Annotated in this window: 22 protein-coding genes and 1 pseudogene; 11 read left to right on the forward strand and 12 right to left on the reverse strand. The window is 70.7% G+C overall.

Going from position 1 to position 23,510, the window contains the following annotated elements:
* Positions 1-95: 95 nt before the first annotated feature.
* Positions 96-887, reverse strand: a complete 792-nt coding sequence (locus AMK27_RS37435) for a response regulator (protein ID WP_198956006.1) — start codon at positions 885-887, stop codon at positions 96-98.
* Positions 888-1,006: 119 nt separating this feature from the next.
* Between AMK27_RS37435 and AMK27_RS37440 the strand changes: the two genes are divergently transcribed.
* The 4 genes from AMK27_RS37440 (at position 1,007) to AMK27_RS37455 (ending at position 5,307) form a co-directional block, all read left to right on the forward strand.
* Entirely contained in the window at positions 1,007-2,620 is a 1,614-nt protein-coding gene (locus AMK27_RS37440; RefSeq protein WP_073918427.1) for a sensor histidine kinase, read from the forward strand.
* Positions 2,617-3,909 (forward strand): PP2C family protein-serine/threonine phosphatase, encoded by a 1,293-nt coding sequence (locus AMK27_RS37445; RefSeq protein ID WP_079188758.1) that lies wholly within the window; start codon positions 2,617-2,619, stop codon positions 3,907-3,909. The genes AMK27_RS37440 and AMK27_RS37445 overlap by 4 nt, the downstream gene beginning before the upstream one ends.
* A 175-nt stretch (positions 3,910-4,084) precedes the next feature.
* Entirely contained in the window at positions 4,085-4,537 is a 453-nt protein-coding gene (locus AMK27_RS37450; protein ID WP_241847739.1) for an ATP-binding protein, read from the forward strand.
* A 215-nt stretch (positions 4,538-4,752) separates the two neighbouring features.
* Positions 4,753-5,307 (forward strand): tellurite resistance TerB family protein, encoded by a 555-nt coding sequence (locus tag AMK27_RS37455; protein ID WP_073918430.1) that lies wholly within the window; start codon positions 4,753-4,755, stop codon positions 5,305-5,307.
* Here AMK27_RS37455 and AMK27_RS43875 read toward each other — a convergent pair.
* Positions 5,284-6,070: pseudogene (locus tag AMK27_RS43875) on the reverse strand (hypothetical protein); the annotation flags it as partial. The gene AMK27_RS37455 and the pseudogene AMK27_RS43875 overlap by 24 nt on opposite strands.
* 63 nt (positions 6,071-6,133) lie before the next feature.
* A complete protein-coding gene (locus AMK27_RS37465; RefSeq protein WP_073918433.1) occupies positions 6,134-6,367 on the reverse strand; it encodes an STAS domain-containing protein in 234 nt (77 codons plus the stop codon).
* A gap of 168 nt (positions 6,368-6,535) precedes the next feature.
* Between AMK27_RS37465 and AMK27_RS37470 the strand changes: the two genes are divergently transcribed.
* Together AMK27_RS37470 and AMK27_RS37475 are read left to right on the forward strand one after the other, a co-directional pair.
* Positions 6,536-7,000 carry an ATP-binding protein gene (locus tag AMK27_RS37470; RefSeq protein ID WP_073918436.1) on the forward strand — a complete coding sequence of 155 codons (465 nt, stop codon included), beginning with the start codon at positions 6,536-6,538 and terminating at the stop codon, positions 6,998-7,000.
* Positions 7,001-7,414: 414 nt separating this feature from the next.
* Positions 7,415-7,762 (forward strand): STAS domain-containing protein, encoded by a 348-nt coding sequence (locus AMK27_RS37475; RefSeq protein WP_073918651.1) that lies wholly within the window; start codon positions 7,415-7,417, stop codon positions 7,760-7,762.
* A 382-nt stretch (positions 7,763-8,144) separates the two neighbouring features.
* Here the strand turns inward: AMK27_RS37475 and AMK27_RS37480 are convergent, their stop codons facing one another.
* Positions 8,145-8,696: an EF-hand domain-containing protein gene (locus tag AMK27_RS37480; protein WP_073918439.1), complete on the reverse strand. Its 552-nt coding sequence runs from the start codon at positions 8,694-8,696 to the stop codon at positions 8,145-8,147.
* Positions 8,697-9,020: 324 nt separating this feature from the next.
* Between AMK27_RS37480 and AMK27_RS37485 the strand changes: the two genes are divergently transcribed.
* The 3 genes from AMK27_RS37485 (at position 9,021) to AMK27_RS37495 (ending at position 12,467) form a co-directional block, all read left to right on the forward strand.
* Positions 9,021-9,536 carry a TspO/MBR family protein gene (locus AMK27_RS37485; protein ID WP_073918442.1) on the forward strand — a complete coding sequence of 172 codons (516 nt, stop codon included), beginning with the start codon at positions 9,021-9,023 and terminating at the stop codon, positions 9,534-9,536.
* A gap of 156 nt (positions 9,537-9,692) precedes the next feature.
* Positions 9,693-10,862 (forward strand): lycopene cyclase family protein, encoded by a 1,170-nt coding sequence (locus AMK27_RS37490; protein ID WP_241847727.1) that lies wholly within the window; start codon positions 9,693-9,695, stop codon positions 10,860-10,862.
* Between the two features lie 33 nt (positions 10,863-10,895).
* Entirely contained in the window at positions 10,896-12,467 is a 1,572-nt protein-coding gene (locus AMK27_RS37495; RefSeq protein ID WP_073918449.1) for an FAD-dependent oxidoreductase, read from the forward strand.
* A gap of 47 nt (positions 12,468-12,514) precedes the next feature.
* Here AMK27_RS37495 and AMK27_RS37500 read toward each other — a convergent pair whose 3' ends face one another.
* The 4 genes from AMK27_RS37500 to AMK27_RS37515 are packed head-to-tail and all read right to left on the reverse strand — an operon-like array spanning position 12,515 to position 17,277.
* Positions 12,515-13,534 (reverse strand): DUF5914 domain-containing protein, encoded by a 1,020-nt coding sequence (locus AMK27_RS37500; protein ID WP_073918452.1) that lies wholly within the window; start codon positions 13,532-13,534, stop codon positions 12,515-12,517.
* Positions 13,531-14,562 carry a phytoene/squalene synthase family protein gene (locus AMK27_RS37505; protein WP_073918455.1) on the reverse strand — a complete coding sequence of 344 codons (1,032 nt, stop codon included), beginning with the start codon at positions 14,560-14,562 and terminating at the stop codon, positions 13,531-13,533. Before AMK27_RS37505 ends, AMK27_RS37500 begins: the two co-directional genes overlap by 4 nt.
* Complete coding sequence (gene crtI, locus AMK27_RS37510; protein ID WP_073918458.1) at positions 14,549-16,099, reverse strand: phytoene desaturase family protein; 1,551 nt, start codon at positions 16,097-16,099, stop codon at positions 14,549-14,551. The genes AMK27_RS37505 and crtI overlap by 14 nt, the downstream gene beginning before the upstream one ends.
* Positions 16,096-17,277, reverse strand: a complete 1,182-nt coding sequence (locus tag AMK27_RS37515; protein WP_073918461.1) for a polyprenyl synthetase family protein — start codon at positions 17,275-17,277, stop codon at positions 16,096-16,098. Before AMK27_RS37515 ends, crtI begins: the two co-directional genes overlap by 4 nt.
* 200 nt (positions 17,278-17,477) lie before the next feature.
* On the opposite strand from AMK27_RS37515, the gene AMK27_RS37520 reads away from it, so the two are divergent.
* Positions 17,478-18,185 carry a class I SAM-dependent methyltransferase gene (locus AMK27_RS37520; RefSeq protein WP_073918653.1) on the forward strand — a complete coding sequence of 236 codons (708 nt, stop codon included), beginning with the start codon at positions 17,478-17,480 and terminating at the stop codon, positions 18,183-18,185.
* Between the two features lie 140 nt (positions 18,186-18,325).
* On the opposite strand, the gene AMK27_RS37525 is transcribed toward AMK27_RS37520, so the two are convergent.
* The 3 genes from AMK27_RS37525 to AMK27_RS37535 all read right to left on the reverse strand — a co-directional run bounded on the left by AMK27_RS37525 (position 18,326) and on the right by AMK27_RS37535 (position 20,218).
* On the reverse strand, positions 18,326-18,580 hold the full coding sequence (locus AMK27_RS37525) for a DUF6479 family protein (RefSeq protein ID WP_079188759.1): 255 nt from the start codon (positions 18,578-18,580) through the stop codon (positions 18,326-18,328).
* A 120-nt stretch (positions 18,581-18,700) separates the two neighbouring features.
* Positions 18,701-18,901: a hypothetical protein gene (locus AMK27_RS37530; RefSeq protein WP_073918466.1), complete on the reverse strand. Its 201-nt coding sequence runs from the start codon at positions 18,899-18,901 to the stop codon at positions 18,701-18,703.
* A 183-nt stretch (positions 18,902-19,084) separates the two neighbouring features.
* Positions 19,085-20,218 (reverse strand): ferrochelatase, encoded by a 1,134-nt coding sequence (locus AMK27_RS37535; protein WP_073918468.1) that lies wholly within the window; start codon positions 20,216-20,218, stop codon positions 19,085-19,087.
* A 218-nt stretch (positions 20,219-20,436) separates the two neighbouring features.
* Between AMK27_RS37535 and AMK27_RS37540 the strand changes: the two genes are divergently transcribed.
* The gene (locus tag AMK27_RS37540; protein ID WP_073918471.1) at positions 20,437-21,831 is read left to right on the forward strand and encodes an aspartate ammonia-lyase; all 1,395 of its coding nucleotides are present in this window, start codon (positions 20,437-20,439) and stop codon (positions 21,829-21,831) included.
* 83 nt (positions 21,832-21,914) lie between these two features.
* Here the strand turns inward: AMK27_RS37540 and AMK27_RS37545 are convergent, their stop codons facing one another.
* Complete coding sequence (locus AMK27_RS37545) at positions 21,915-23,345, reverse strand: pre-peptidase C-terminal domain-containing protein (RefSeq protein ID WP_241847728.1); 1,431 nt, start codon at positions 23,343-23,345, stop codon at positions 21,915-21,917.
* Positions 23,346-23,510: the final 165 nt, after the last annotated feature.

Here is a 23,510-nt window from a genome sequence, read left to right on the forward strand (position 1 = left end):
AGCCCCCCGGGGGGCAGAGCGCCGCCGGGGAGCCCGCCGCCGGACCCGAGTGCCCCCGGCCTCCCGACAGCCCGCCGTGAGCGTGGCGTCCCGTGTCAGCCGCGGGGCGGCCGGGTGGCGGTGTCCAGGTAGAAGGCGTCGATGCTCTGGACGGCTGCCTCGAACTCGTCCAGATTGACGGGCTTGGTCACGTAGGCGTTGGCGTGGCTGCTGTAGGCGCCGCTCACGTCGTCGGGCGCCGAGGAGGTGGTGAGCACGACGACCGGGATGGTCTGGAGAGAGGGGTCCGTCTTGAGGACCTTCAGCAGGTCCCTGCCGTTCATCCGGGGCATGTTCAGGTCGAGGACGATCAGGTCCGGCCGGGGGGTGCCGGGCGTGCGGAGGTGTTCGAGCGCGGCCACGCCGTCGGTGACCTGCACCAGGTTCCGCGCACCCCGCTCGGACAGGGCCTCCTCGATGAGCATGGCGTCGGCCATGTCGTCCTCGACGAGCAGGACGTCGAAGGGCTGGACAGGCATGGTCATCATCGGGTGCTCCATGGGTGCGTCGTCGGATTGGTCGAAGAGTCCCGGCCAGCGGCGTCGGGCGCCTTGGCGTGTCATCCCGCATGCAGCGCCGATCTGCGGGTAACCGGCACCCGCACGGGCTGCGGCCAGGGCGGCTCTGCGCTGGAGCTGCTCGGCGGCCTGCTGGAACTGCTCCAAAAGGTGCAGTACCGCCAGGGCCTGTGCCGCCTCGCGGTTTCCGGCCGGAACTCCTTCCGGCGCGGTCGGGACTTCTTCGAAGAGCTGGAGGGCAAGACGTCGTGCAAGGTGAGCCACCGCCGACGTCGCGACGGCCGCCGTCTCCTCGGGTGTGGTGCGCAGAACGAAGTTCCTGCCAGGCATGTGCGGAACTGTAGGCGCAGATCCGACCCCGCGACAACAATCGTTGTCGGTCGCGTTCTACAGTGTGCGCTGCTGCCCATCTCATCCGGAGGCGGCCATCATCGGAGGGGTTCTCGGAAATGAGCGGTAGTGCCGGACCGCGCGCGGGCAGGTTCTCCACCTGGACCACGCGCCGCTGGCTGCAGGTGGGCGTGTCCGCTTCGCTGACGGTCCTGACGCTCCTCGGGCTCGCAGGGGCCTGGGTGCTGGGACGGACCGCCTCGCTCAGCGACGACCTGGTGAACGTCAGGTCGCCCGCCCTCAGCACCGCGTTCCGACTGGAGTCGGCGCTCCTCAACCAGGAGACGGGCATCCGCGGCTACGGACTCACGGGGGCCTCCGAGACCCTCGACCCCTATCGGCAGGGGCTGGCCGACCAGGCCACGTACACCGCGCGACTGCAGGAGCTGCTCCGCGGCGATCCTGACGGTCTGAGGGATCTCCAGGCCGTGCAGGAGGCGTCGGAGAGCTGGCAGGAGCGGATCGCCCGCCCCATCGCCGCCGCCCCGGCCGGCTCGCCCTCTCCGCTGGCCGCCGGCCGGGCCACGGAGGGCAAGCAGAGGTTCGACGCGCTCCGCAGCGCCCTCGGCGGGCAGCAGGAGAGGCTGCGGACGGACCGGACGCGGGCCGCCGAGGACCTGGCGGCAACGATGACGCTGCGGAACTGGGTTTTCACCGCGATCGCGGCCGTCATCGCCGTCCTCGCGGTCCTGGTCTTCGAAGCCCTGCGCCGGGGGATCACGTCACCTCTGGAGCAGCTCGGCAGGGACGCCCGGATCATCGCCGGCGGCGATTTCGAGCACCCCATCACACCCACCGGTCCCGCCGACCTGCGCCGGTTGAGCTCGGAGATCGACTTCATGCGCAGCCGTCTCGTACGCGAGCTGGCGTTCACCGAAGAGGCACGACGGCGTCTCGACGCGCAGTCGGCCGAGCTGCACCGCTCCAACGCCGAGCTGGAACAGTTCGCATACGTCGCTTCGCACGACCTGCAGGAGCCGCTGCGGAAGGTGTCGAGCTTCACCCAGCTCCTGCAGCGGCGCTACGGCGGCCAGCTCGACGACCGGGCCGACCAGTACATCGACTACGCGGTCGACGGCGCCAACCGCATGCAGGTCCTCATCAACGACCTCCTCGACTTCTCCCGGGTCGGACGCGTCCACCGTGAGCTGGAGAGCGTCGACCTCGAGGGCGTCCACGAGCAGACGCTGTCCTCGCTGAGTGTGAGCATCGAGGAGACCGGCGCGTCCATCACCCATGACCCGCTGCCGTCACTGACCGCCGACAGCACCCAGCTGGGCATGCTGTGGCAGAACCTGATCGGCAACGCCCTCAAGTTCCACCGCCCCGACACGGCACCGCGCATCCACGTCTCCGCCGAGCGGGACGGCGAGCTGTGGAGGTTCGCCGTCACCGACAACGGCATCGGCATCGCTCCGGAGTACGCCGAGAAGGTCTTCGTGATCTTCCAGCGGCTCCACACCAAGGACGCCTACAAGGGCAGCGGCATCGGACTCGCGATGTGCAAGAAGATCGTCGAGTTCCACGGCGGCACGATCGCCGTGGACCCCGATCACCATGACGGAGCCCGCATCACGTTCACCCTGGCGAGCACCCGGCCGGTGACGGAGGGTCCCCCGGCCCTCTCCACCACGCCGGCGGCGACCCGCGCAGACGAGGAGCAGGCGTCATGACCCTCTCCCACAGAGCCGGCCAGGGCGAGGCCGAAGCCGATCCCACGTACCGCATCCTTCTCATCGAGGACGACGCAGCCGATGCCCTGCTCGTCGAGGAGCTCCTGTACGACACCGGGCTCCGCTTCGAGCTGACCACGCGGACGACCCTCGCCGACGCCCGTACCGAACTCGCCGCGCGGCCGATCGACTGCATCCTCCTCGACCTGCACCTGCCCGACATCTCGGGGACCGAGGCCGTCGCCGCCGTCCGCTCCATCGCCCCGCACACCGCCGTGATCGTCCTCACCGGCCTGTCCGAGAAACAGGCCGGCGCCGAGGCCATGACGGCCGGAGCCCAGGACTACCTCGTCAAGGGCCGGGTCGAGGCCGAGCTGCTCCACCGGACCCTGCGCTACGCCGTCTACCGCAGCGAGACCGAGCGCGCCGCCGCCCAGGCCCAGAAGGCCCGCCTGCGCGCCGAGGAGAACGCACGCCTGGAACGGCGGCTGCTGCCCCCGCCCATCCTCGGCACCTCCGCCGTCACCGTCACGAGCCGCTATCTGCCGGGTGCGGAGGGTGCCCTGCTGGGCGGGGACTTCCTCGACGTCGTCGAGGGCGACGACGGCCTGCTGCACGCCGTCGTCGGTGACGTGAGCGGACACGGCCCGGACGCCGCGGCCGTCGGCGTCTGCCTCCGCATCGCCTGGCGCTCCCTCGTCCTGGGAGGGCACCAGGGCCCGGAACTCCTGCGGCTGATGGAGCGCGTGCTGATCGCCGAGTGCGGCACCGACATGCTCTTCGCCACCTGCACGATCATCACCCTCGACCAGGAGGCGGCGACCGCCACCCTCCACCTCGCCGGCCACCACCGCCCGCTCCTCACCACGGCCGAAGGCACCCGGGAGATACCGGCGACACACGGTACGGCTCTGGGCCTCGTCCCCGACCTCGGCGCCTGGACCGCCACGGTCGTCCCGCTGCCGCGTGCCGGAGCGCTGACGATCTACACCGACGGCCTCACCGAAGGCCACCACGGCTCCGGCCGTGACCGGCTCGGTGTGGAGGGCCTGCTGCAACTCATCCACGAGCTGTCTCCGAACGACCCGGCGACCCATCTCGACCACCTGATCAAGGAGGCCCGCACCCTCAACGCGGACCGGCACACGGACGACGTCGCCGTGCTCAGGCTCGACTGGAACATCGACGCCTGGAGCGCCCGCAACGACGTCGCCGACCCCTGTCTGTCACGTACGACGGATCAGGCGTCCAGGGTCGGCCCGCCCGCGGACGAACCGACACTCGGGTAGGAGGCCGTAGGGGCTGTACGGGTTCACCCCCGCTCCGCGGGCGCCGTTGCCGATCCCGGGTCGCAAGGGGCGTGGAAGGAATCATGGGCAAGGCCGCGGTGTGAGAGTCCGGAACCGGGGTAGACGACCGCCCGGACAGGTACGAGATCAGGGCGAGGGGGACCGAGTGGAGCTGGTGGCCAGGGCTGCGGAGCGGCTGCTGACGGACGAGGTCGTGTCGGTCTCCGGCCTGTTCGAGGGCAGTGAGGACATCGCGGTCGCGCGCGATCTGGCCGGCGACTTCCTGGCCGATGCGCAGGCGGTGCACGGGCTGACGGTGTCCGAGACGGCCAGAGGCGCGGTCGAGCTGGTAGTCAGCGAGCTGGTCACCAACGCCCGGAAGTACGCGCCGGGCCCCTGCCTGCTGACCCTGGAGATCGCCGGCGGTGCGGTCGAGGTGTCGGTCTGGGACAGCAGCCCCACGCTCCCGGTTCTCATGGGTCCCGACCCGACACGGATCGGCCGGCACGGGCTGGAGATCGTGATGGCCCTCGGGCAGAGTCTGTCCCTCCACCGTGAACCCGTCGGCAAGCGCGTCACCGCGGTCATCCCCCTGGCCGACGACACCGCTACCGGCTGCCCGCTCTGACACAGACGGCCCCTCGGCAGCCGCCGACCCGCAGTGCGAGCCTCGGTGGGACCCGCTGTCGGGCTCGACGGAGATTGTGCCAGGCTCGACGGCCATGTGGACAGCCGAGTCCGTCGTGTCGGTCGTGGTGGTGGAACTTCCCGGTGTGGCGAAGGCGTTAGCACGATGATGCGTCTCCAACGAGGGACGACGTGGCTGAAGCCGAGGTGGCACGAGTGGCGATGTGGGATCGGATCAAGGACCAGGCGACCAGAGGTCTGCAGCAGGCCCAAGGGGCGCGCGGCGGCTCCGGCGGCCATGGGCCTGCTGGCGCACGGTCCGGGGGTACTTCCAGGGCCGAGCTCGTGAGCGCGCTGAAGTCGCAGCTCACATCGCTGAAGACGGAGCTGAAGAGCGGCGCTTTCCGGGACGCCAGCATGGCCATGTGCGCGTTGGTGGCCGCCGCTGACGGACGGGTCGACCCGGCCGAGCGTCAGCACGTCGAGTCGCTCATCCTCACCAATGACGTCCTTCAGAACTTCCCCACCGACCAGCTCCGCCAGCGTTTCAACAAGCACGTCGACCAGCTTTCGGCCGGCTTCGTCATGGGCAAGGCGACAGTGCTTCAGGAGGTTGTCAAGGTGGCGAAGAAGCCCACCGAGGCACGGGCTGTCATCCAGACCGGCATCGTGATCGCGGGTGCGGACGGATACATCGATCCTGCCGAGGAGCAGATCATCCGCGAGGCGTGTGGTGCGCTTGGTCTGTCAGCGGCGGAGTTCGGCATCTGACCTGCTGACCTGCTGTCCTGGGAAAGAAACACATGGCCGAGCCCCTCCGCCGACCCGCCGACCGCCGGTCCAGCGCAGGCGGGCTGGGGAAAGGTCGTAGGGCATCCTGCCCGTGGCTTCGAGCACGCTCATGGAGTCGCCCCCCGGCCTGCCGGGGTTGCGGTCCGCCTCGTGCTCGCCGTCCACGGGGTGCAAAGCGTCCCAAGCGTCGAAGAGGACATCGTCGTCCTCGTCCGTGCCGGACTCCTCGATCACGGCCTGGAGGGCGCGTTCGAAGGCGGCGCTCGACGGCCACTTGAGTCACGCGTGGATCATCGACGGCGACCCTGTCGTCCAGGGCCTCCTCAGCCTCATCGAGTCGCTCGGACTCCTCCCGCAGAGCGGTGTGTGCGGCCGGGGCGATGAATCGAGTGGCCTGGACGGCCGTGCCGAGCGGGCCGAGGATCCGTTCGGTGACCAGCAGCGTGTCCAGGTCTGCCTGACGCGGGGAGTCTGAGGGCAGGTTCACGAGACGTCGGGTGACGAAGTCGGAGTGCAGGCCCATCCGTCTGGCTTCGGTACGCGTCCGCTGCACGGCGGTCCGTCGCCGCCACAGTCCCCTCTCCTGCTCGGCAAGCGTTCCCTCCAGCCGCTCCAGGATGCCCGCGATGGCTTCCGCGCTGTCCGCACCGGCGGAACTTGTGCCGTGGGTGAAGGCGTCACGGATGTGGTCCCGGGCGATCCTTGCGTCGGTCATCCTGCGGATCCACAGCAGACGGATCATGTGTCCGGAATGTGGCTGTCCACCGCACGCAGTGGAGGTCGTCGCGTTCCTCGACGGCGCCTGTCAGGGGCGGAGGGCGTCTTCGAGGCCGCTTGAGTCCGGGAAAGACACGCCTTCCAGATCCGCAACCACGTATGGTGGCAGATCCGGGCTGTCCCCGTGCAGCAGTGCGTCCTGCGGGATGTCTTTGGTGGTGTGGTCGATCTCTCCTTGAAGGGACACGATGCGAACGTCGCCGACCATGCGGTGTGTGGCGGACGGGCGCCCGGCTCGGTCTGCTGTGCCGTTGCTGGTCATGGACTCCTCAACTCCGCCCAGGCTCGCCTGGTGGGACGCGTGCGCGGACGATTGTGCCCCGCCTGAGTGACCCCTGGATGTACCCGGACAGCTCCATGGGCGGCTTGTGGCGATTTAAGGATCATCCGTGCGGGTAGCTGCGTCGCGTGGACGGGAAGGACGAAATCAGTGAAATCCCACACCGGCGGTGACAGCGATGACCAGCCTCCCTCCGACGGCTGCCTGATGCGCGCCGGCTACGCCCTGGACAACGGCGGGGGCTGTATCGCCGACGCCCGCCGTCACGTCGCCGCCTTCCTGGACCGAGCCCGCACCGAGCACCTTCTGCACGTGTCGCAGCGGACGCGGGAACTGGCCCAGCTGGTAGCCAGCGAACTGGTGACCAACGCCCACAAGTACGCCCCCGGCCCCGTCCTGATGGAGCTGCGCGTCAGTGCCGACCGGGTGGACGTCGTGGTGTGGGACAGCGATCCGGTCATCCCCGCCGCCCGGAGTGCTGACCCGGGGCGTGTCGGGCAGCACGGCATGGAGATCATCAAGGCGGTCGCCGAGGAACTGTTCATCGAACGGGAAGCCATCGGCAAGCGCATCACTGCTCGCCTTGCCCTGGCCGACACCCCGAGCCTGGCCTAGCAGCGGGGGATGACACCGGCCGCCGCTGTTCGAGCGGCCCCGTACGTACTACCAGCCCTGCGCCGCCCCTGACATCGACAGGGCGACCGTCGCAACCGTGCCGATCCGTGTCAGGAAGCCTGCCCACCGACCGCGTCTCAGCCGGGGTGACAAGGAAGCGATCCGCCTCCCACTGGCTGGATTCTTGTCTTACGGCAACCGTTGTGGCCTGTTTACTGTTTGGCGTATGCGGGTGAGTGTGGGACCCTCCAAGGACAAGAGACCGGCTGCCATTTCACCTCGGCCGCCTTTGGGATGTGGGAGTTGCCCCCACTCCGGGCACCTGGATCCCGCCATCGTCGTCCACCCCCTTCTTCCAAGACGGGGGCGCTGCGTCTGTGGGCTCATCAACCCCCGGAAGGGGGCGTGCCCAGCATGAACATCACCACCACGATCACCGGCACCACCGCCTGCCTCAGCCCGCACGGGGAGATCGACTTCCACGCCCTGCCCCCGCTGCACTCAGCTGTGAACCGGCTGCCTTCCCACGTCACCGACCTGCTGTGGGACCTGGAGCACCTGACGTTCACCGACGTCGCCGGCCTGCACCTGCTGTTCGGCGCCGCGCCTTACGGCCACCCGCGCTACCAGACGACCGTGACGAACCTGCGCGATCAGCCCCTGCAGCTCCTGCTCATCGCTGCCGACCTGTTCCCCGCAGCCTATGACGTCTCCCGCCTGATCCCCCACACTCCCGCCGGCCTCGCAGCCCCGAGGACCTGAGCTCCCGGGGCGGGCTCGCTCGCCAGCAGGGCCTGCTCCGTCCGGCGGTCGCCTTCTCTCCGGAGTCCTGGTCGGCCCGGGGTGTGGGATCCGGTCTGCGGGGCACGCGGGTGACGAGCGCTTGACAGCGCTTCGGGCAGAGCCTGCCGGCCTCCCCCCTCCGGCAGGCTCTCGGGTGGAGAAACGGCCCGCACCGGATCCGGTGCGGGCCGTTCGCCCTGCGGAGCCGGAAGCGCCCATCCGACAGTCAGGCGTGCCAGGAGCCCGACCGGCGTATCGGTGACGGTGTCATAGCCGAATCCCCAGGGCGGCTTGGCGGGATCCAGCTGTACGACGTGCCGACGGTGCCACCACCGAGCGCACCAGCCGCCTCCCGCAGTCCTCAGACGGACGGGGTGCCGGTCACGGGCCCGCACATGAGGTTGCCGGGCTCCCCTGGATCGTCACTGATCCAGAACTGTGTCCACAACGCGGCGAACTCGGGCCTGCTGAGGTAGCCGTCGCCGTCCTGGTCGAGCCGGTCGAAGACATCCCCCGTCGGGATGGACCGGCCGTGCCAGGTGTTGATCAGCTGCTTATGCTCGCCCCGGGAGATCCTGCTGTCCCCGTTCTCGTCGATTGCGTCGAAGATGGTGTCCGCGGTCGCCGTGACCGCCTGCGGCATCGACGGAAGGCGATCCACCACCGCCATCAATTCGGCCATCCCGATCCGCTGCACACGGCCTCCGTCGCCGCTGGTTGACAGGTGCTCCCACCAGCTCATCATCACGGTGCGCACACGCGAGGCGAGTTCCGGCTCGGCGGCCACCCGCGGAAGCTGCTCCCACCGCTCCGCGAGCGCCTCGAAGTCCGATCCCTCCAGGTAGCCGTTCCCGTCCGTGTCGAATGCCTCGAACATCGCCTGGACCTTCGCGTGCTGAAACCCGCTGGCCACGACAGACCTCCTCATCAAGGGTGCTGCCTGCACACTGCCCACCTCGGCAGGCGTCCCAACGGCGCACAGGATCGTCGCGCTGCGGCAACACGCTTCCGCACGCCGGTTTCGCGCCCGCCCGGTCGACACGACGAACCGCCCGGCAGTATGAGTGACGAGGACGCGGGGCCGGAGGAGTGGCCGGTAACGGTGTGGGTGCCGGTGGAGGCCGCGATGGAGGCGGTCATCGGTCGCAGCAGCGCCGCGTGAGCAGCGCCGGAGAAGACCGGCGGTGAGGTCCACGTACTAGGTGAGGAGACGGCACCCAGCGGGCACACCTGTCCCATGCGAATCGCGAGGGACACCACCCACCCGACCTCGAGAACCGAGCGGGTTCGCCGGTATGCGGTGTCCGCGATCGCGGTGGCGGCAGCGGCTGCCGCCGGATCGAGAGCCGTGGAGCCGAACACCGAGTGGTACCGGTCTCTGCGCCTGCCCGCCTGGCAGCCGCCGCCCTGGGCCTTCGGAGCGGTCTGGACACCGTTGTACGCCTCGCTGGCGTTCGCCGGCGGACACGCTTCGGGCCGCATTCAGGGGCGAGACCGGCAGCGGTTCCTCGCGAGCCTGGGAACGAACCTGGCGCTCAACGCCGGCTGGAACTGGCTGTTCTTCCGGCTGAGGAATCCGTGGGCCGCACTCGTCGGAACGGTGCTCCTGGACGTCAGCAACGTGCAGCTGATCCGCCGGACCACGCGGAGTGATCGCACGGCCGCCCGTGCGCTGTGGCCCTACGCCGCATGGTGCCTCTTCGCCACCGGTCTGAACGCCTCCATCGCCCACCGCAACCCCTCGCGGGCGTGAGGACGAGCGGTCCCCCGAGGCGGCGCGCCGCGAGGCATTGGTCCTCCTGCAGTAGCCGGGAGTGTGCCCGGCCGACGGCCGGGTACCTCTGCGAACGGCGCGTCGCAAGCCACAGCGCCGAACGACGTCATGAACGGCCGAGAGGAAGAGGCTTCCGTGCAGTGCGATGTGGTCGTCATCGGAGCCGGGGCTGCCGGACTCTCGCTCGCATGGCGGCTGCTCAGTCCTCCTCCCGGTGTCTCCGCCCCCGCCGTCGTGCTGATCGACGCACCACCGGGACCTCTCCGCCCCCCACCGCGGACCTGGTGCTACTGGGAGCAGGGCACCGGCGCGTACGACGCCTGGCTGACCGCCTCGTGGCACCGGGTACGGGTCCGTGCGCCCGGAGGCCGTCCGCTGCCGCGTGACCTCGGCGGGATGCGCTACAAGATGCTGTCCTCCGAGTCGTTCGCGCGCGCGCTGGGACCACGCCTTGCCGCGCTGCGCCGCGTCGAAGGCGTCGCGGACGAGATCACCGACCGCCACGACGGCGTCACGGTCGCCTGCCGCGGCGCGGACGGAACCGAGCACCGCATCCGTGCCCGGTGGGCCTTCGACTCCCGTCCCCCCGACCCCGCGCCCCCGGCCCGTGTCGGTCTCGTACAGCACTTCAAGGGATGGTTCGTACGTACCGAGCGGCCCGTCTTCACCCCCGACTTCGTCGACCTCATGGACTTTCGCACTCCGCAGCCGCCCCAGGGTCTCTCGTTCGGCTACGTCCTGCCGACCTCACCGTGCGAAGCCCTGGTGGAGTACACCGAGTTCAGCCGAGACCCGTTGTCCGACGACGCCTACGACGACGCGCTGCGGCACTACACCGGGTCCCTCCTGGGGCTCGGCGACTTCGAGGTGCGCGCCGTGGAGCGCGGGCGCATCGCGATGACGGACGCGCGCCACGCCCCACGAGCCGGCCGCAGCACCTTCCGTATCGGCGCCGCGGGGGGAGCGGTCCGGCCCTCCACCGGGTACGCCTTCGCGGCCATCCAGCGCCAGACACGGACGGCGGCGTCCCTCGTACACGCGGGACGCGAACCCCTGCCTCCACGCGCCTACCCGCGCCGGTCACTCACGATGGACGCCATCCTCCTCAGGGGGATCGACACCGGTCGGCTTTCCGGCCCCGACTTCTTCACACGGCTCTTCGACGAGGTGCCGACCGAGCGACTCCTGCGCTTCCTCGACGGCGGTACGGGGCCGCTGGAGGAGTTTCGCATCGGCCTGCGCACCCCCGTCCTGTCCATGCTCCGCACCACCGCGGAGATGCCCTTCCTCACCCGCCGCACCTGATGCGGCACCCGGTCACGAGAGCGAGTCCCCGTCATGCGCTTCCCTCCACAAGACTCCGCCCCCCGTGGCCGGGACCGCAGGGCGGTCGTCGTGCCCGCCCCCGAGGGACGCAGCACGCCGCCGGCCGGCCGGCGCCCGCGTTGTGCCGTCATCGGCGGCGGAATCGCCGGCATCGCGGCGGCGACGGTACTCGCCGAGCGCGGCGTCGAGGTCACCCTCTACGAAAGGGAGCCCAGCCTCGGCGGGCGCCTGGCCGGCTGGTCGGACCGCCTGAGCGACGGCTCGGAGGTGACCATGAGCCGGGGGTTTCACGCCTTCTTCCGTCAGTACTACAACCTGCGCGGCCTCATCCGTCGCGTCGACCCCCGCCTCAGCACGCTCACCGGCCTCCCGGACTACCCGCTCCAGCACAGCTCAGGACTCCACGACAGCTTCGCCCGGGTACCACGCACACCACCGTGGAGCGCGCTCGGCTTCGTGGCCCGCAGCCCCAGTTTCGGCTGGCGTGACCTGCGCCGCATGAACGCGCGTGCGGCGCTGCCCCTGCTCGACGTACGGATCCCCGACGTCTATCACCGCTACGACGGGATCAGCGCCCGCGCCTTCCTCGACGACATCCGCTTCCCGACCGCGGCCCAACACCTCGCGTTCGAGGTGTTCTCCCGCAGCTTCTTCGCCGACCCGGACGAACTCTCCGCCGCCGAACTCGTCCTCATGTTCCACATCTACTTCCTCGGCTCGTCCGAGGGGCTCCTCTTCGACGTGCCGAACGAGCCGTACCCACAGGCACTGTGGGACCCCCTGGCCCGCTACCTCCAGGGCCACGGGGTCCGCATCCTGACCGGCACGAGCGTGCGGGAACTGACACCGGCGAACGGCGGCGGACACCTCGTCGCCTCTCAGGACGGCACGCAGCGCGTCGACGCGGTCGTCCTCGCCGCCGACACGCAGGGCCTGCGGGCCGTCGTCGAGGCGTCCCCCGCGCTCTGCGACACCTCCTGGCGCTCCATGGTCGGCGCACTGCGCACGGCTCCGCCTTTCCTGGTCTCCCGCCTCTGGCTCGACCGGCCGGTGCGCCCCGACCGGCCCGGCTTCCTCGGCACCAGCGGATACGGGCCCCTCGACAACATCAGCGTCCTCGACCACTGGGAGGGCGAAGCCGCCCGATGGGCCGCCAGGACCGGCGGATCGGTGGTGGAACTCCACGCCTACGCCGTGGACCCCGCCGCCGACCCGCACCGGACCGCCCGTGACCTGATCACGCGGCTTCATGCCGTGTGGCCCGAGACACGAGCGGCGGTGATCGTCGACCAACGCCACGAACTCCGCTCCGACTGCCCGCTCTTCGAGGTGGCAGGACACCACAGGCGCCCGACCGTGGACACGCCCGATCCGACCGTCACGGTCGCCGGGGACCTGGTCCGCACCGAGTACCCCGTGGCTCTCATGGAACGGGCGGCGACCACGGGCTTCCTCGCGGCCAACGCCCACCTCCGACGGTGGGGTCTGCGCGGCCAGACCCTGTGGACCGTTCCCGTCACGGGCCGCTCGGCACCCCTTCGGTTCCTCGCCCGGTCGGGGGCCCGTGGCAGCTTTGCGCGCTGAATCGATTGCTGGGACTGCCCAGGTTCTCGTGTTCCGCGAGATGACTCCTAGCCGGGAAACCGGCCTGTGCTCCGGAGTCGCCAGCGGCGCTCCGCATAGGCGAGGTCGTCCCGCCACAGCCGCCCGGCCGTGGACCGCATGGCGGGCCGGAGCAAAGGGGCCAGGATGCGGGCGACGGCGAAGCCGGGACGGTCCGACGTGGCCATGACCGCTTCCACCACCGCCGTGCGGGGGAGACCGGCCGCCGTGGGGGTCAGCGGGGTGGCATGGGTCTCCACCACGGAGCCCGCCCCCTCGCCCTGCACGATCCGCATGGTGACCGTCCGTGGGTCCGGAGCCCTGAATGCGGCGGTCACGGGCACCACGGCGCGTCCCGCAACCTTGAACGACACGCGCACGATCAGGGCGTCCTCGGCGTCCGGGGCGTCGTCCGCCGGAGTCGAGACGACCTGGAGATCGACGAAGGAGTACGGGTGGAGCCACGCCCCGTGCCAGGGGTCGAGGCGGTTGGCGACGACGTCCTGGGGCTCGCATGCGCCGACGCCGGTGTAGACGGCCGCGATCGCGTCCCCGGCGAGGGGACGCGGTGGTACGACGGGGTGCTCCGTCGGTTCCTCACCTCCGACGCGGTCCAGGCGCACCCAGACCAGCACGCCGTCGTCGTGGGCCGGCCAGGGTTCCCAGCCGGCGAAGGGCGATCCGTCCAGGGCCAGGCCGTGCCAGCGGCAGATGAGGGTCCCGCACCGCACCGCGCCGTCCTTCAGCGGGGCCCCGAGGTGAGGGCAGATTCCTGAGCCCGCGCACACCTCGCCGTGCCCGTCACGCCAGAGCACGATCTCGACGCCGGCCACGGTCCGGCCGGTCGGCCGGTCTGTGCGGACGTCACGGCTCGCCCCCACGACGTACCAGTTCCCCGAGGGACGGGACGTGGCCCGCCGCAGTCCCGCGGCGATCGCCGCGGGGCGCGCCTGCCTCCACGTGGACTCCTGGTCCTCCCAGGGCACCGGGGCGTGCCGGACGGTGAGCGGCAGTCGGGTCCGGCCCCCGCGCTGACGGAGCTTTCTCATCGGGCGTCCCTCGTCACGTGTTCCTGCTTTCCGCTCGTCCCCGTCGTACCGGTCGGAGGGACGGAGGACACCCGGGCCGCGGGACGGCGGCGCCGGATCCGCCGCCCGGCGCGCGCCGCCAGCGCGCCGGCGAGACCGGGCAGGGCGATCGACGCCCTGCGGCGCGCGCCGACCACGGCGCGCCGGTGCACGACCGCGTAGCCCTCTTCCTCGATCACCGCAAGGATCTCCCTGTACAGGACGAACGCGGTGCGCACGCAGGGCGCCGACACGGGTTCCAGCATGTCGATGCCGGGTTCCGCCTCGCGGTACACCTCGTGCGTCAGGGCGGCGGCCGCCCGCAGGGCTTCGGTGATGCGCCGGTCGCGACAGCCGGTGAGCCGGCTCCATCGCAGCAGTTCCCGGTCGACGCCCGAGGCGGCCAGCAGGTCACCCGGCAGGTAGACCCGTCCCCGGTCCAGGTCCTCTCCCACGTCGCGGAGGAAGTTCGTCAGCTGGAAGGCGACGCCGAGCGCCGCCGCGTACGGCTCGGCCTGCTCCCGGGGAACGACGGTCCCGAGGACCGGCACCATCTGGAGCCCGATGACGGCCGCGGAGCCGTGCATGTAGTCGCGCAGATCGGCGTACGTCGCGTACTCCCGCACGAACAGATCACGGCGCATGGAGCGCAGGAAGTCCTCGAAGTGCCGCGGGGCGATGTCGAGGCGGGCGCGGGTGTGCGCCGCGGCCGCCACCGCCGGCTCGGTCACGCGTTCGCCGCGCAGCGCGCGGTGCCACTGCGCTTCCAGGGCGTTGAGAGCGGCTGCCCGCTCGGCGGGGGAGGCGGAGTGCGTGTCGTCGACGATGTCGTCCGCCCGCCGGGCGAAGCCGTAGAGGGCGTGGACCGCGCTGCGTCGGTCGAGGGGCAGGAGTCGCGTCGCGAGGAAGTACGTCCTGCCGTGGCGGGCGTTCAGTCTGCGGCACTCCGTGTAGGCGGCGCGGAGCGGGGGATCGGTTACTCCTGATGCGTTGAGCTCACGTGTCGTCATCGGTCGCCCTGTCGCGCCGACCGGTCGTGCGCACCGCGCTCCGCGTTCGCCCCGCGGACCCCGCTCCCGTGATCCGCTGCGCGGCCAGTTTTCCGGAGATGAGTACCGGGGGGACGCCCACTCCCGGCGTGGTCCCGCAACCGGCGAGCACGGCGTTCTCCGTGCCCCGGACCAGGTTGCGCGGTCGGAAGGGCCCCGTCTGCGTGAAGGTGTGGGACACCGAGAAGGGAGTGCCCACCGTGTGGCCCCGGGCGGTCCAGTCCGCCGGCGTGACCAGGCACTCCTCGTCGATCGCTGCGCCGAAGCCGTGCAGCCCGCGCTTCTCCAGTTCGGCCACGAGGCTGTCCCGGTAGGCCGGGCCCAGGTCGCCCCAGTGAGCCGCGCCCAGGCCGACGTCGGTGTTGGGGCAGGGGGCGAGGACGTAGTGGAGATGGCGGCCGGGCGGGGCGAGGGCGGGATCGGTGGCCGTGGGCCGCGTGATGAGGAGCGAGGGATCGGTCATCAGCTCTCCTGTCCGGGTGAGTTCGTCGAACGTGCGGGACCACTCGGAGCCGAAGGAGAGGGTGTGGTGCCCGAGTGCGGGCCAGGTGCGGTCGGTCCCCGCATGCAGGATCACCGCGCTGGGGGAGTGGCGAACCCGGCCCGGACGGCGGGGCGTACGCCCCAGGAGCCGGTACGCGAGGGGGAGTTCCGTGGTGAGGACGACGGCGTCGCAGGCGATCCGCTCGTGCTCGGTCACGACGGCGGTGACGCGTGCCCCCGACCGTTCGAGTGCGGTGACCCTCTGGCCGTAGTGGAAGAGCGCCCCGGCCCGCTCGGCGGAGTGCGCCATGGCCGCGGGCACCGCGTGCATGCCGCCCCGGGGGAAGTACACCCCCGCCACCGTGTCCATGTAGGCGATGACCGCGTAGGCGGCCAGCGCCCGCGAGGGCGGGACCCCGGCGTAGAGCGACTGGAAGGAGAAGACGCGGCGCAACCTGTCGTCCCTCAGGAAGGAGCCGATGGCCCGGTCCAGCCGCCCCAGTCCGCCGAGGGCGACGAGACGGGCCAGGTCGGGGTGGATCAACTGGGCGGGGGTGTCGAAGTTCGCATCGATGAAGCGGCGCATCTGCACCGCGTACAGCCTGCTCAGCCAGTCCCGCATCCTCAGGTAGCCCCGGGCCTCCCGAGCGCCCGCGAACCGCTCCACCTCGGCGGCCATCGCCTGGGCATCGGTGTGGACGTCGATGCTGCTTCCGTCGGAGAACAGGGCGCGGTAGGCCGGGTGCAGCGGAACGAGGTCGACCTCGTCGGCCAGCGAGTCCCCGACGGCCGCGAACGCCTCGTCCAGAATGTCGGGCATCGTCAGGACGGTTGGCCCCGTGTCGATGCGATAGCCACCGAGTTCCATCCGGCCCGCCCGTCCCCCTGGGCCGGCGTCCCTCTCGACGACGGTCACCTGCCGTCCTGAGCCCAGCAGGTGCAGGGCCGCCGACAGGCCGGCGAGGCCGGCTCCCACCACGACGACGTGGTCGGTCCTACCCGGTAGCCTTCTCATCGGGCTCGTCCCGTCAGGACCGCGGTACGCCCGGGGTCGGTTCTCCCCGCGTCGCCGGGATAGCCGACGGCGGAATGCCCGGGGAGACGGACACCGCCGGCGTCGAGGAGCAGCCGGGCGACGTGCTCGGCCGGCTGCTGAACCGGCGCGGCCCCTCGCAGGACCCTGACGGCACGCTCACACAGCCGTTCGACCTTCGCCGTGACGTGCGCACGGGCCCCGTGGGCGACCAGCAGGTCCAGCACCTGGCGCACCTGCTCGTCGGTCGCGGTGGGGCAACCCACCACGGTCTCCAGCAGCCGCATGCCGTCGCTGTCGCCGCGCCGGGCGCACATCTCGCGACCCACCGCCATGAGGTAGGTCGCCTTGCCCGCCCGAATGTCGTCCCCGGCCGGCTTACCGGTCGTGCCCGGATCGCCGAACGCCCCTTGCAGATCGTCGTGCAGCTGGAACGCGATGCCCGCGCACAGGCCGGCCCGGCTCAGACCGCGGACCGTCTCAGGGCCCGCTCCGGCCAGCAACGCGCCGATGACCAGTGGATGTACGGCGGAGTACCGCGCCGTCTTGAGGATCGCGGTCCGTATGGCGCGCCCGGGGGAGTGGGCGTTCGTGGCCTGTCCGTGCAGATCCAGATACTGCCCGGCGATCATCTCGGTCCGCATGGCACGCCACTGCCTCCCGAGCGTCAGGGAGTGCGGAGACGTGAGCAGGGCTTCCGCGAACGTGTCGTCTGCCCAGGTCAGAGCCAGGTCCCCGACGAGGATCGCGGCCGAACCGCCGAGCGTGACCAGGGGGCGGGGACGCCCGGACGTCCCGTACTGCCGATCCACCGCGTCGTGGACCGCCGGCTCACCCCTCCGCATCGACGAGCCGTCCATGACGTCGTCATGGACGAGGGCGCAGGTCTGGACGAGCTCGACGGCCGCCGCCGTCAGCAACGCCGTCTCCGTCTCGTCCCCGCCTCCGCCGCAGGCGCGCATGGCCCACCACAGCAGCTGGGATCTGCGGCGTCGGCCACCCCTCGCCGTGAAGGCGGCCACGCGCCCGGCGATGTCGGCGGCGAAGATCCCCTCCAGGGCCCGCGCCTCTTCGAGGCGCCGTCCGAGCAGGTCGTCGAGCACGAGGGCGAGGGCCGCCGGGACGTCCCGGTCGACGGTCGGGGGGTCGAGAGTGCGCATGTCGGTTCCCTTGCTGCCGAGCGTCGGGCAGTGCGGTGCGTCAGGAGTTCACTACCGCCCTTGTCCGCGGATGCAGCCGTCGCTAGGCCACCTGGGCGCCGGGAACACCCCCGGGGCCGGTCGGATCCCCCGGCGTGCCTCGCGGCCGGGCCGCACCCCGTGCAGGAGGCTGGACGAAGATTCTCACCGGAGGGATGCGCATGAGCCTGTTGCGTGACGGGGACCTCGTCGCCGCGTTCGACCACGCCTCGCCGACCTACGACCGCATGACCTCCGCCAGCCCCGGGTACTCGGCTCACCTCCTCCGGTCGGCGCGGCGCCTGGGGCTCCCGCGGCGAGGCGCCGGTATGACCCTGCTGGACCTGGGATGCGGGACCGGCACCTCCACGGCGGCCCTGCTCCGAACAGCTCCCGCCGCCACCCTCATCGGGGTCGACGCCTCCGCCGGCATGCTCGCCCGCGCTCGGAGCAAGCCGTGGCCGCGGGACGTGTCCTTCGTGCACGCCCCGGTCGAGCACATGGATCAGGTGGAGGGGGCTGGCCCGTACGACGCGGTCTTCGCCGCCTACCTGCTGCGCAACGTCTCGGATCCGGACGCCGTGCTGGCCACCGTTCACCGCGTGCTCCGGCCCGGCGGACGCCTGGCCGTCCACGAGTACAGTCTCAGCGGACGAACCTCGCACCGCCTCGTCTGGACGGCGGTCATGAACGGATTCGTACGCCCCTGGGGGCGTCTCCACGGAGACGCCGCCCTCTACCGGCACCTGTTCCGCAGCGTGCTGGACTTCGACACGGCGGACGCCTTCTGCGAAAGGCTCCGCGGGGCCGGTTTCGTACGGGTGCGCTGTCTGCCGCAGCCGGGATGGCAGACAGGCATCACCCACACATTCCTCGCCGAACGCCCTTGAGCGGGGGCACCGGCAGACGAACGGACGGCGGAGCGGCCGCCCCCTGAGGCCGTACTGCCCGCAGGGACCCGGGTCGCGCCCGACGGTCGGCTCCGGCCGACAGCGGGCGCGACCCCGGCTGGTCTTCCTGTGCCAGGCGGTCACCGGTCTTCGGTGGCGGGAACCCGCTCCGTACGTCCGCGCAGCTGATGCGGGCGCAGCCGCTGCCCCTGGCTGCTCTCGGGAACGGCCACCGAGCGACGGTGTTCGTACGTCGCTCCGGGTAGCCGGTCCGTCAGGGGGCGCCGCGGCTGGTCCTCGGGGCGGGGCGGGGGAGTCGCCTCCGTCTGGAGTCGGGACCCCAGAACGAACGCGCCGATCAGCATGGTCACCACGATCAGTCCGACGAAGTACACGACAGCCTCCTGCCGAATGGATGGGTCTACGACACGTGTGCGACAGCCACCTCATGTGCGGGGTGACCTGATGGGCCGGCTCCGGACGTGGAGGAGCGCACGCTTGCGGAGCCATGGCCCTCAGATCGAGGAGAGCGGGGTGCTCGGGTCGTCCGCTTCCGGCGTCACACGCCATCCGACCCCGAGGCAGCCGGGGGGAAACGCCGGGAAGAGGTGTCCGGCCATGTCGATCCGCCATCGGTGCTCTGCCGCGCAGTCGCAGACGTATTCGCCCGCCGCGGGTGTGTAGCTGCCGGGATGGAACACGGGGCTTGCGGACATGTTGCCCACCTCACTGATTCAGAGTGACGTTGTGGCCCTATTTCAACCCCTTCGTTCCTCATGGATGCGTCGAGAGGAGAGTTCACTCGTCCGGTCTTGTGGTGCCGTTCCCCGGATGGCCTCCGCACTCCAGGTCATTGGGTGGGAGCTCCTCCGCGACACGTCACGGAGGAGCTCCGCCCCCTATCGCCGTGACAGTTCGCTGTCGGCGCCGGCCGCCGCCGGGCGCTCCGTCCTGGCCGGGCAGCAGCCGATCGGGCACAGGTCGTGGGAGGGGCCGAGGGCGCCCAGCGCGCACCGCTCGGCGCGGGTCCCCCGCTCGTGCGCGGCCCGCTCCAGGAGGAGCTCGCGGACGGCGGCGGCGAAGCGCGGGTCGGCGCCGACGGTGGCCGAGCGCCGGACGGGCAGGCCGAGTTCGGCGGCCTTGGCCGTGGCCTCGGTGTCGAGGTCGTAGAGGACCTCCATGTGGTCGGAGACGAAGCCGATGGGGACCATGACGGCCGCGGGCGCCCCGGCGCCGTGCAGCGCCTCCAAGTGGTCGCAGATGTCGGGTTCGAGCCACGGGATGTGGGGGGCTCCGCTGCGGGACTGGTAGACGAGCTCCCAGGGGTGGTCGTCCCCGGTGCGCTCGCGGACGGCGTCGGCGATCAGCCGGGCGACGTCGAGGTGCTGGCGGACGTAGGCGCCGCCGTCGCCGTGCTCCGTGACCGGTCCCGAGGAGTCGGCGGCGGAGTCGGGGATGGAGTGGGTGGTGAAGGCGAGGTGGGCGCCGGCGCGGACGGACGGGTCGAGTTCGGCGAGGGAGGCGAGGACGCCCTCGACCATGGGCTCGACGAAGCCGGGGTGGTTGAAGTAGTGCCGGAGCTTGTCGACCCGGGGCAGCGGGAGCCCCTCCGCCTCGAGGGTGGCGAGCGCGTCGGCGAGGTTCTCGCGGTACTGGCGGCAGCCGGAGTAGGAGGCGTACGCGCTGGTCGTGAGGACGGCGATATGGCGTCGGCCGTCGGTGATCATCTCGCGGAGGGTGTCGGTGAGGTACGGGGCCCAGTTCCGGTTTCCCCAGTGGACGGGAAGGTCGAGGCCGGCGTCGGCGAAGTCCGTCCGCAGCGCGTCGAGGAGCGCGCGGTTCTGGTCGTTGATCGGGGAGACGCCGCCGAAGAGGAAGTAGTGCTGCCCCACTTCCTTGAGCCGTTCCTTCGGGATGCCTCGGCCGCGCGTCACGTTCTCCAGGAACGGGACCACGTCGTCCGGGCCCTCGGGGCCGCCGAACGAGAGCAGCAGCAGGGCGTCGTACGGGGCGGGATCGTGCTGATCGAACATGAATCTCTCCGGAGGGGGCGGGACATCGCATCGTCGTTCTGTACCGGTTCCGCGCTGGAGGCGCGCGCGGATGCTCACTCCGCTGCCGGTTCCTCTGAGTCGACGCTCTGGATGTAACAGGAAGTCCAGTCTTATGCTTGTGCCGTCGAGATGTAATGAACGATACTTTCGGAAGGGCCGGGAGGTCCTGTCCGAGGCCGACCGACAGAAGGTGCACAGTGGAATTGCTGCGCGAGGAGCACGACCTCATCGGTGACCGAGGCGTTCCGGCCGAGGCCTACTACGGCATACACACGCTCAGGGCGCTGGAGAACTTTCCCCTGACCGGTCGGCCGGTGTCCTCGCACCCCGAACTCGTGGTCGCCATGGCCGCGGTGAAGGAGGCGGCGGCCCTCGCGCACCGAGAGCTGGGTGTCCTCCCCACGGAGCGCGCCGACGCCATCGTCGAGGCATGCCGTGAGATTCGCGCGGGGCGCCACCACGAACACTTCGTGGTCGACGTCTTCCAGGGCGGCGCGGGCACCTCGGCCAACATGAACGCCAATGAAGTCATCGCCAACCGGGCGCTCGAACTTCTCGGTCGCCGGCGCGGCGAGTACGAGCACCTTCACCCCAACGACGACGTCAACCGTTCACAGAGCACGAATGACGCCTACCCGACGGCCGTGAAGATCGCGCTGTACAGCGCGGCCGGTCGCCTCCTCGACGCGATGAGCGTACTGGCGAACGCCTTCACCGAGCGAGGGGGCGCCTTCGCCAAGGTCGTCAAGCTGGGGCGGACGCAACTCCAGGACGCGGTCCCGATGACCCTCGGCCAGGAGTTCGACGCCTTCGCTCTGACGGTTCGTGACGACGCGGACCTGCTCACGCGCTCCCGTGGGGCACTGCTCGAGGTGAATGTGGGCGGCACGGCCATCGGTACGGGCCTGAACGCCGACGCCGGCTTCACCGCATCGGCCTTGGCGTACCTGGCGGTCATCGCTTCAGCCCCTGTCCGCCCGGCACGCGATCGCATCGAGAGCACGCAGTCCATGGGCAGCTTCATCCAGCTCTCCAGCTCGCTGAAGCAGTTCGCCCTGAGACTGTCCAAGATCTGCAACGACCTCAGGCTGTTGTGTTCCGGGCCCAGGGCAGGGTTGGCGGAGATCCGCCTTCCCGCCCTGCAAGCCGGTTCCAGCATCATGCCGGGGAAGATCAACCCGGTCCTTCCCGAGGCCGTCAACCAGGTGTGCTTCGATGTCGTCGGCGCCGACGCGGCCGTTTCGGCGGCCGCCCAGGCCGGCCAGCTTCAGCTGAACGCCTTCGAGCCTCTGATCGTCCACCACCTGCTCAACTCCCTCAACCGCCTGGAGGCAGCGTGCCGGGTGCTGGCGCAGAGGTGTGTGCGTGGCATCGAGGCTGACGAGGCCCGCCTTCGCGAGTTCGTGGAGACGTCGGCAAGTCTCGCCACCGCCCTGAATCCGGTTCTCGGATACCAGCGGGCTTCGGATCTGGCCCGGGAGAGCCTTGAGACGGGTACGCCGGTGCGCGCTCTCGCGGCCGCCACGGGGCTGCTCACGGAGGAGGAGCTGGATGCGCGGCTCGACCTGTGGAGCCTGGCGCACCCCCGGTAGAAGACGAAGGCCCTCCGCCCGGCCTTGCCGGGCGGAGGGCCTTCCCGAGAGATCGACCGCGCTCGCGTGGGCGACCTTCGGTGTCAGCTCTTGGTCAGCGTGCAGGTGTAGACGGCGGTTCCGCTGCCGCTGTACGCCTCGAGGTCCAGGTAATAGGTCCCGGTCCCGGAGGCCGTTCTGGTGAACGTGAGCGACTCGTCGGCTCCTGCCCCGCCGTTGACGGAGCGCACCAGGGTGCTGCCGGACGCATCCAGGAGGTAGGCGTCGGCGTCGTACTGGGCGGGTATGGCGCAGTTCGTGGTGAGGGTCTGGCCGGCTGCCAAGCTGATCTTGAAGTAGTCGCGGTCGCTTGCCGACTTCATCGTGCCGGTGACCGAGCCCGGCGTAGCCAAGGCTGTCGCGTCGTCGGCGGCGTCCCGGGTGTCGTTGGGCTCGCTCTCAGCCAGAGAGGCGCCCCCGCCCTGGCTGCCGCAGTTCGTCACCGGGGTACCGCTGTAGAGGTTGCCGTCGGCGACGCCGTTCGTCACGCTCCGCAGGTAGTACCCGCAGCTGGGCCGGTTCTTGAAGTCGAACGTGCTGCCCGGTGCCAGGCGCCAGATCTTGAATCCGGAGTAGGACAGCGGCTTTCTGTCGACGGCCTGCTCGGGCTGATGGTCGGCCAGGACGACGTAGGCGTCCTTCCCGTACTGCGTGGCCATGCCGTCGCGGTCGAGGAACAGGGAGCCGCCCCCTTCCTCCACGCCGACGCCCCAGGCCGCGCCGCCCGGGGCGAGACCGTCCTTCACCGCTCGGGCGAGGAACGCCATCGTCCGTCCCATGCGGTCGCGGGTCACGAAGTGCGAATCGTTGACGACGCCTCCGTAGTTGGCCCACTGGAACATGCCGGTGGTGAAGCTGATGTAGCGGTCATAGGGGTTGGCCAGCGCTTCGGCGCTGGTGACGCTGCCGTTGCAGGCGTCGTAGACGATGGGGCTGTTGATGTGGTGGCCTGCGCTCCCGCCGCCGGAGCCGCCGCCCTTGGCCACGACCGACTCGACGGAGGCCTCCAGGGAGGTCCCCTTCCACGCGGTGTACTTGCACTGGTCGCCGCCGGCGAAGTAGACGAACTCGGCGTTGCGGACGTCCGTGTTGACCTGGCTGTTGTTCCCGTCGGCGGCGGCGGTGAGAGTCCACGTCGTACAGGAGTTCACGCCGGTCAGGCCCATGATGGTGTCGCACTCGGGAGTAGCGCTGCCCGACGTGGGTGCCGATCCCGCCAGGACCACGACGTCGATGCTGCCCGTTCCGCCGCGGATGTCCTCGATGGCGCGGGACATCGAGGCGGCGACGATTCCGCCTGCCCCGTTCATCGTGAAGGCGGGGCCGTTCCATGAGGTACGGGCCATGTCGGCGGTGTTGCCGAGGCGCACGCGATTCGCCGCGGCGTGAGCCGGCTGCTGCATCGTGAGGGCGCCCGCGACCACGACCAGGGCGATGGCCAAAGGTGCTGTCGTGCGGGAGGGGCGTGACGTCATCTGCACTCCAAGGACTGAGGGGCGCGCGGCGCTCTGTCGGCGGCAGTGGGCGGAACCGTCTGCTGCCGAGGAGGTTGCGCGGGTTGGTAGCGGAACATACAAGCCATCGCTGAGGACGGGAAGATGTAAGCCGAGATTTCGCCGGCGCGGGCTGATGTGCCGTCA

This window comes from Streptomyces sp. CB02009, from assembly GCF_001905825.1.
Lineage (GTDB): Bacteria > Actinomycetota > Actinomycetes > Streptomycetales > Streptomycetaceae > Streptomyces.

What these genes read in the sequence shown, in the direction of transcription:
- AMK27_RS37435 (WP_198956006.1), bottom strand. Translation starts at nt 887, where the DNA reads ATGCCTGGCAGGAACTTCGTTCTGCGCACCACACCCGAGGAGACGGCG.
- AMK27_RS37440 (WP_073918427.1), top strand. Translation starts at nt 1,007, where the DNA reads ATGAGCGGTAGTGCCGGACCGCGCGCGGGCAGGTTCTCCACCTGGACC.
- AMK27_RS37445 (WP_079188758.1), top strand. Translation starts at nt 2,617, where the DNA reads ATGACCCTCTCCCACAGAGCCGGCCAGGGCGAGGCCGAAGCCGATCCC.
- AMK27_RS37465 (WP_073918433.1), bottom strand. Translation starts at nt 6,367, where the DNA reads ATGACCAGCAACGGCACAGCAGACCGAGCCGGGCGCCCGTCCGCCACA.
- AMK27_RS37475 (WP_073918651.1), top strand. Translation starts at nt 7,415, where the DNA reads ATGAACATCACCACCACGATCACCGGCACCACCGCCTGCCTCAGCCCG.
- AMK27_RS37485 (WP_073918442.1), top strand. Translation starts at nt 9,021, where the DNA reads ATGCGAATCGCGAGGGACACCACCCACCCGACCTCGAGAACCGAGCGG.
- AMK27_RS37495 (WP_073918449.1), top strand. Translation starts at nt 10,896, where the DNA reads ATGCGCTTCCCTCCACAAGACTCCGCCCCCCGTGGCCGGGACCGCAGG.
- AMK27_RS37500 (WP_073918452.1), bottom strand. Translation starts at nt 13,534, where the DNA reads ATGAGAAAGCTCCGTCAGCGCGGGGGCCGGACCCGACTGCCGCTCACC.
- AMK27_RS37505 (WP_073918455.1), bottom strand. Translation starts at nt 14,562, where the DNA reads ATGACGACACGTGAGCTCAACGCATCAGGAGTAACCGATCCCCCGCTC.
- crtI (WP_073918458.1), bottom strand. Translation starts at nt 16,099, where the DNA reads ATGAGAAGGCTACCGGGTAGGACCGACCACGTCGTCGTGGTGGGAGCC.
- AMK27_RS37515 (WP_073918461.1), bottom strand. Translation starts at nt 17,277, where the DNA reads ATGCGCACTCTCGACCCCCCGACCGTCGACCGGGACGTCCCGGCGGCC.
- AMK27_RS37520 (WP_073918653.1), top strand. Translation starts at nt 17,478, where the DNA reads ATGAGCCTGTTGCGTGACGGGGACCTCGTCGCCGCGTTCGACCACGCC.
- AMK27_RS37530 (WP_073918466.1), bottom strand. Translation starts at nt 18,901, where the DNA reads ATGTCCGCAAGCCCCGTGTTCCATCCCGGCAGCTACACACCCGCGGCG.
- AMK27_RS37535 (WP_073918468.1), bottom strand. Translation starts at nt 20,218, where the DNA reads ATGTTCGATCAGCACGATCCCGCCCCGTACGACGCCCTGCTGCTGCTC.
- AMK27_RS37545 (WP_241847728.1), bottom strand. Translation starts at nt 23,345, where the DNA reads ATGACGTCACGCCCCTCCCGCACGACAGCACCTTTGGCCATCGCCCTG.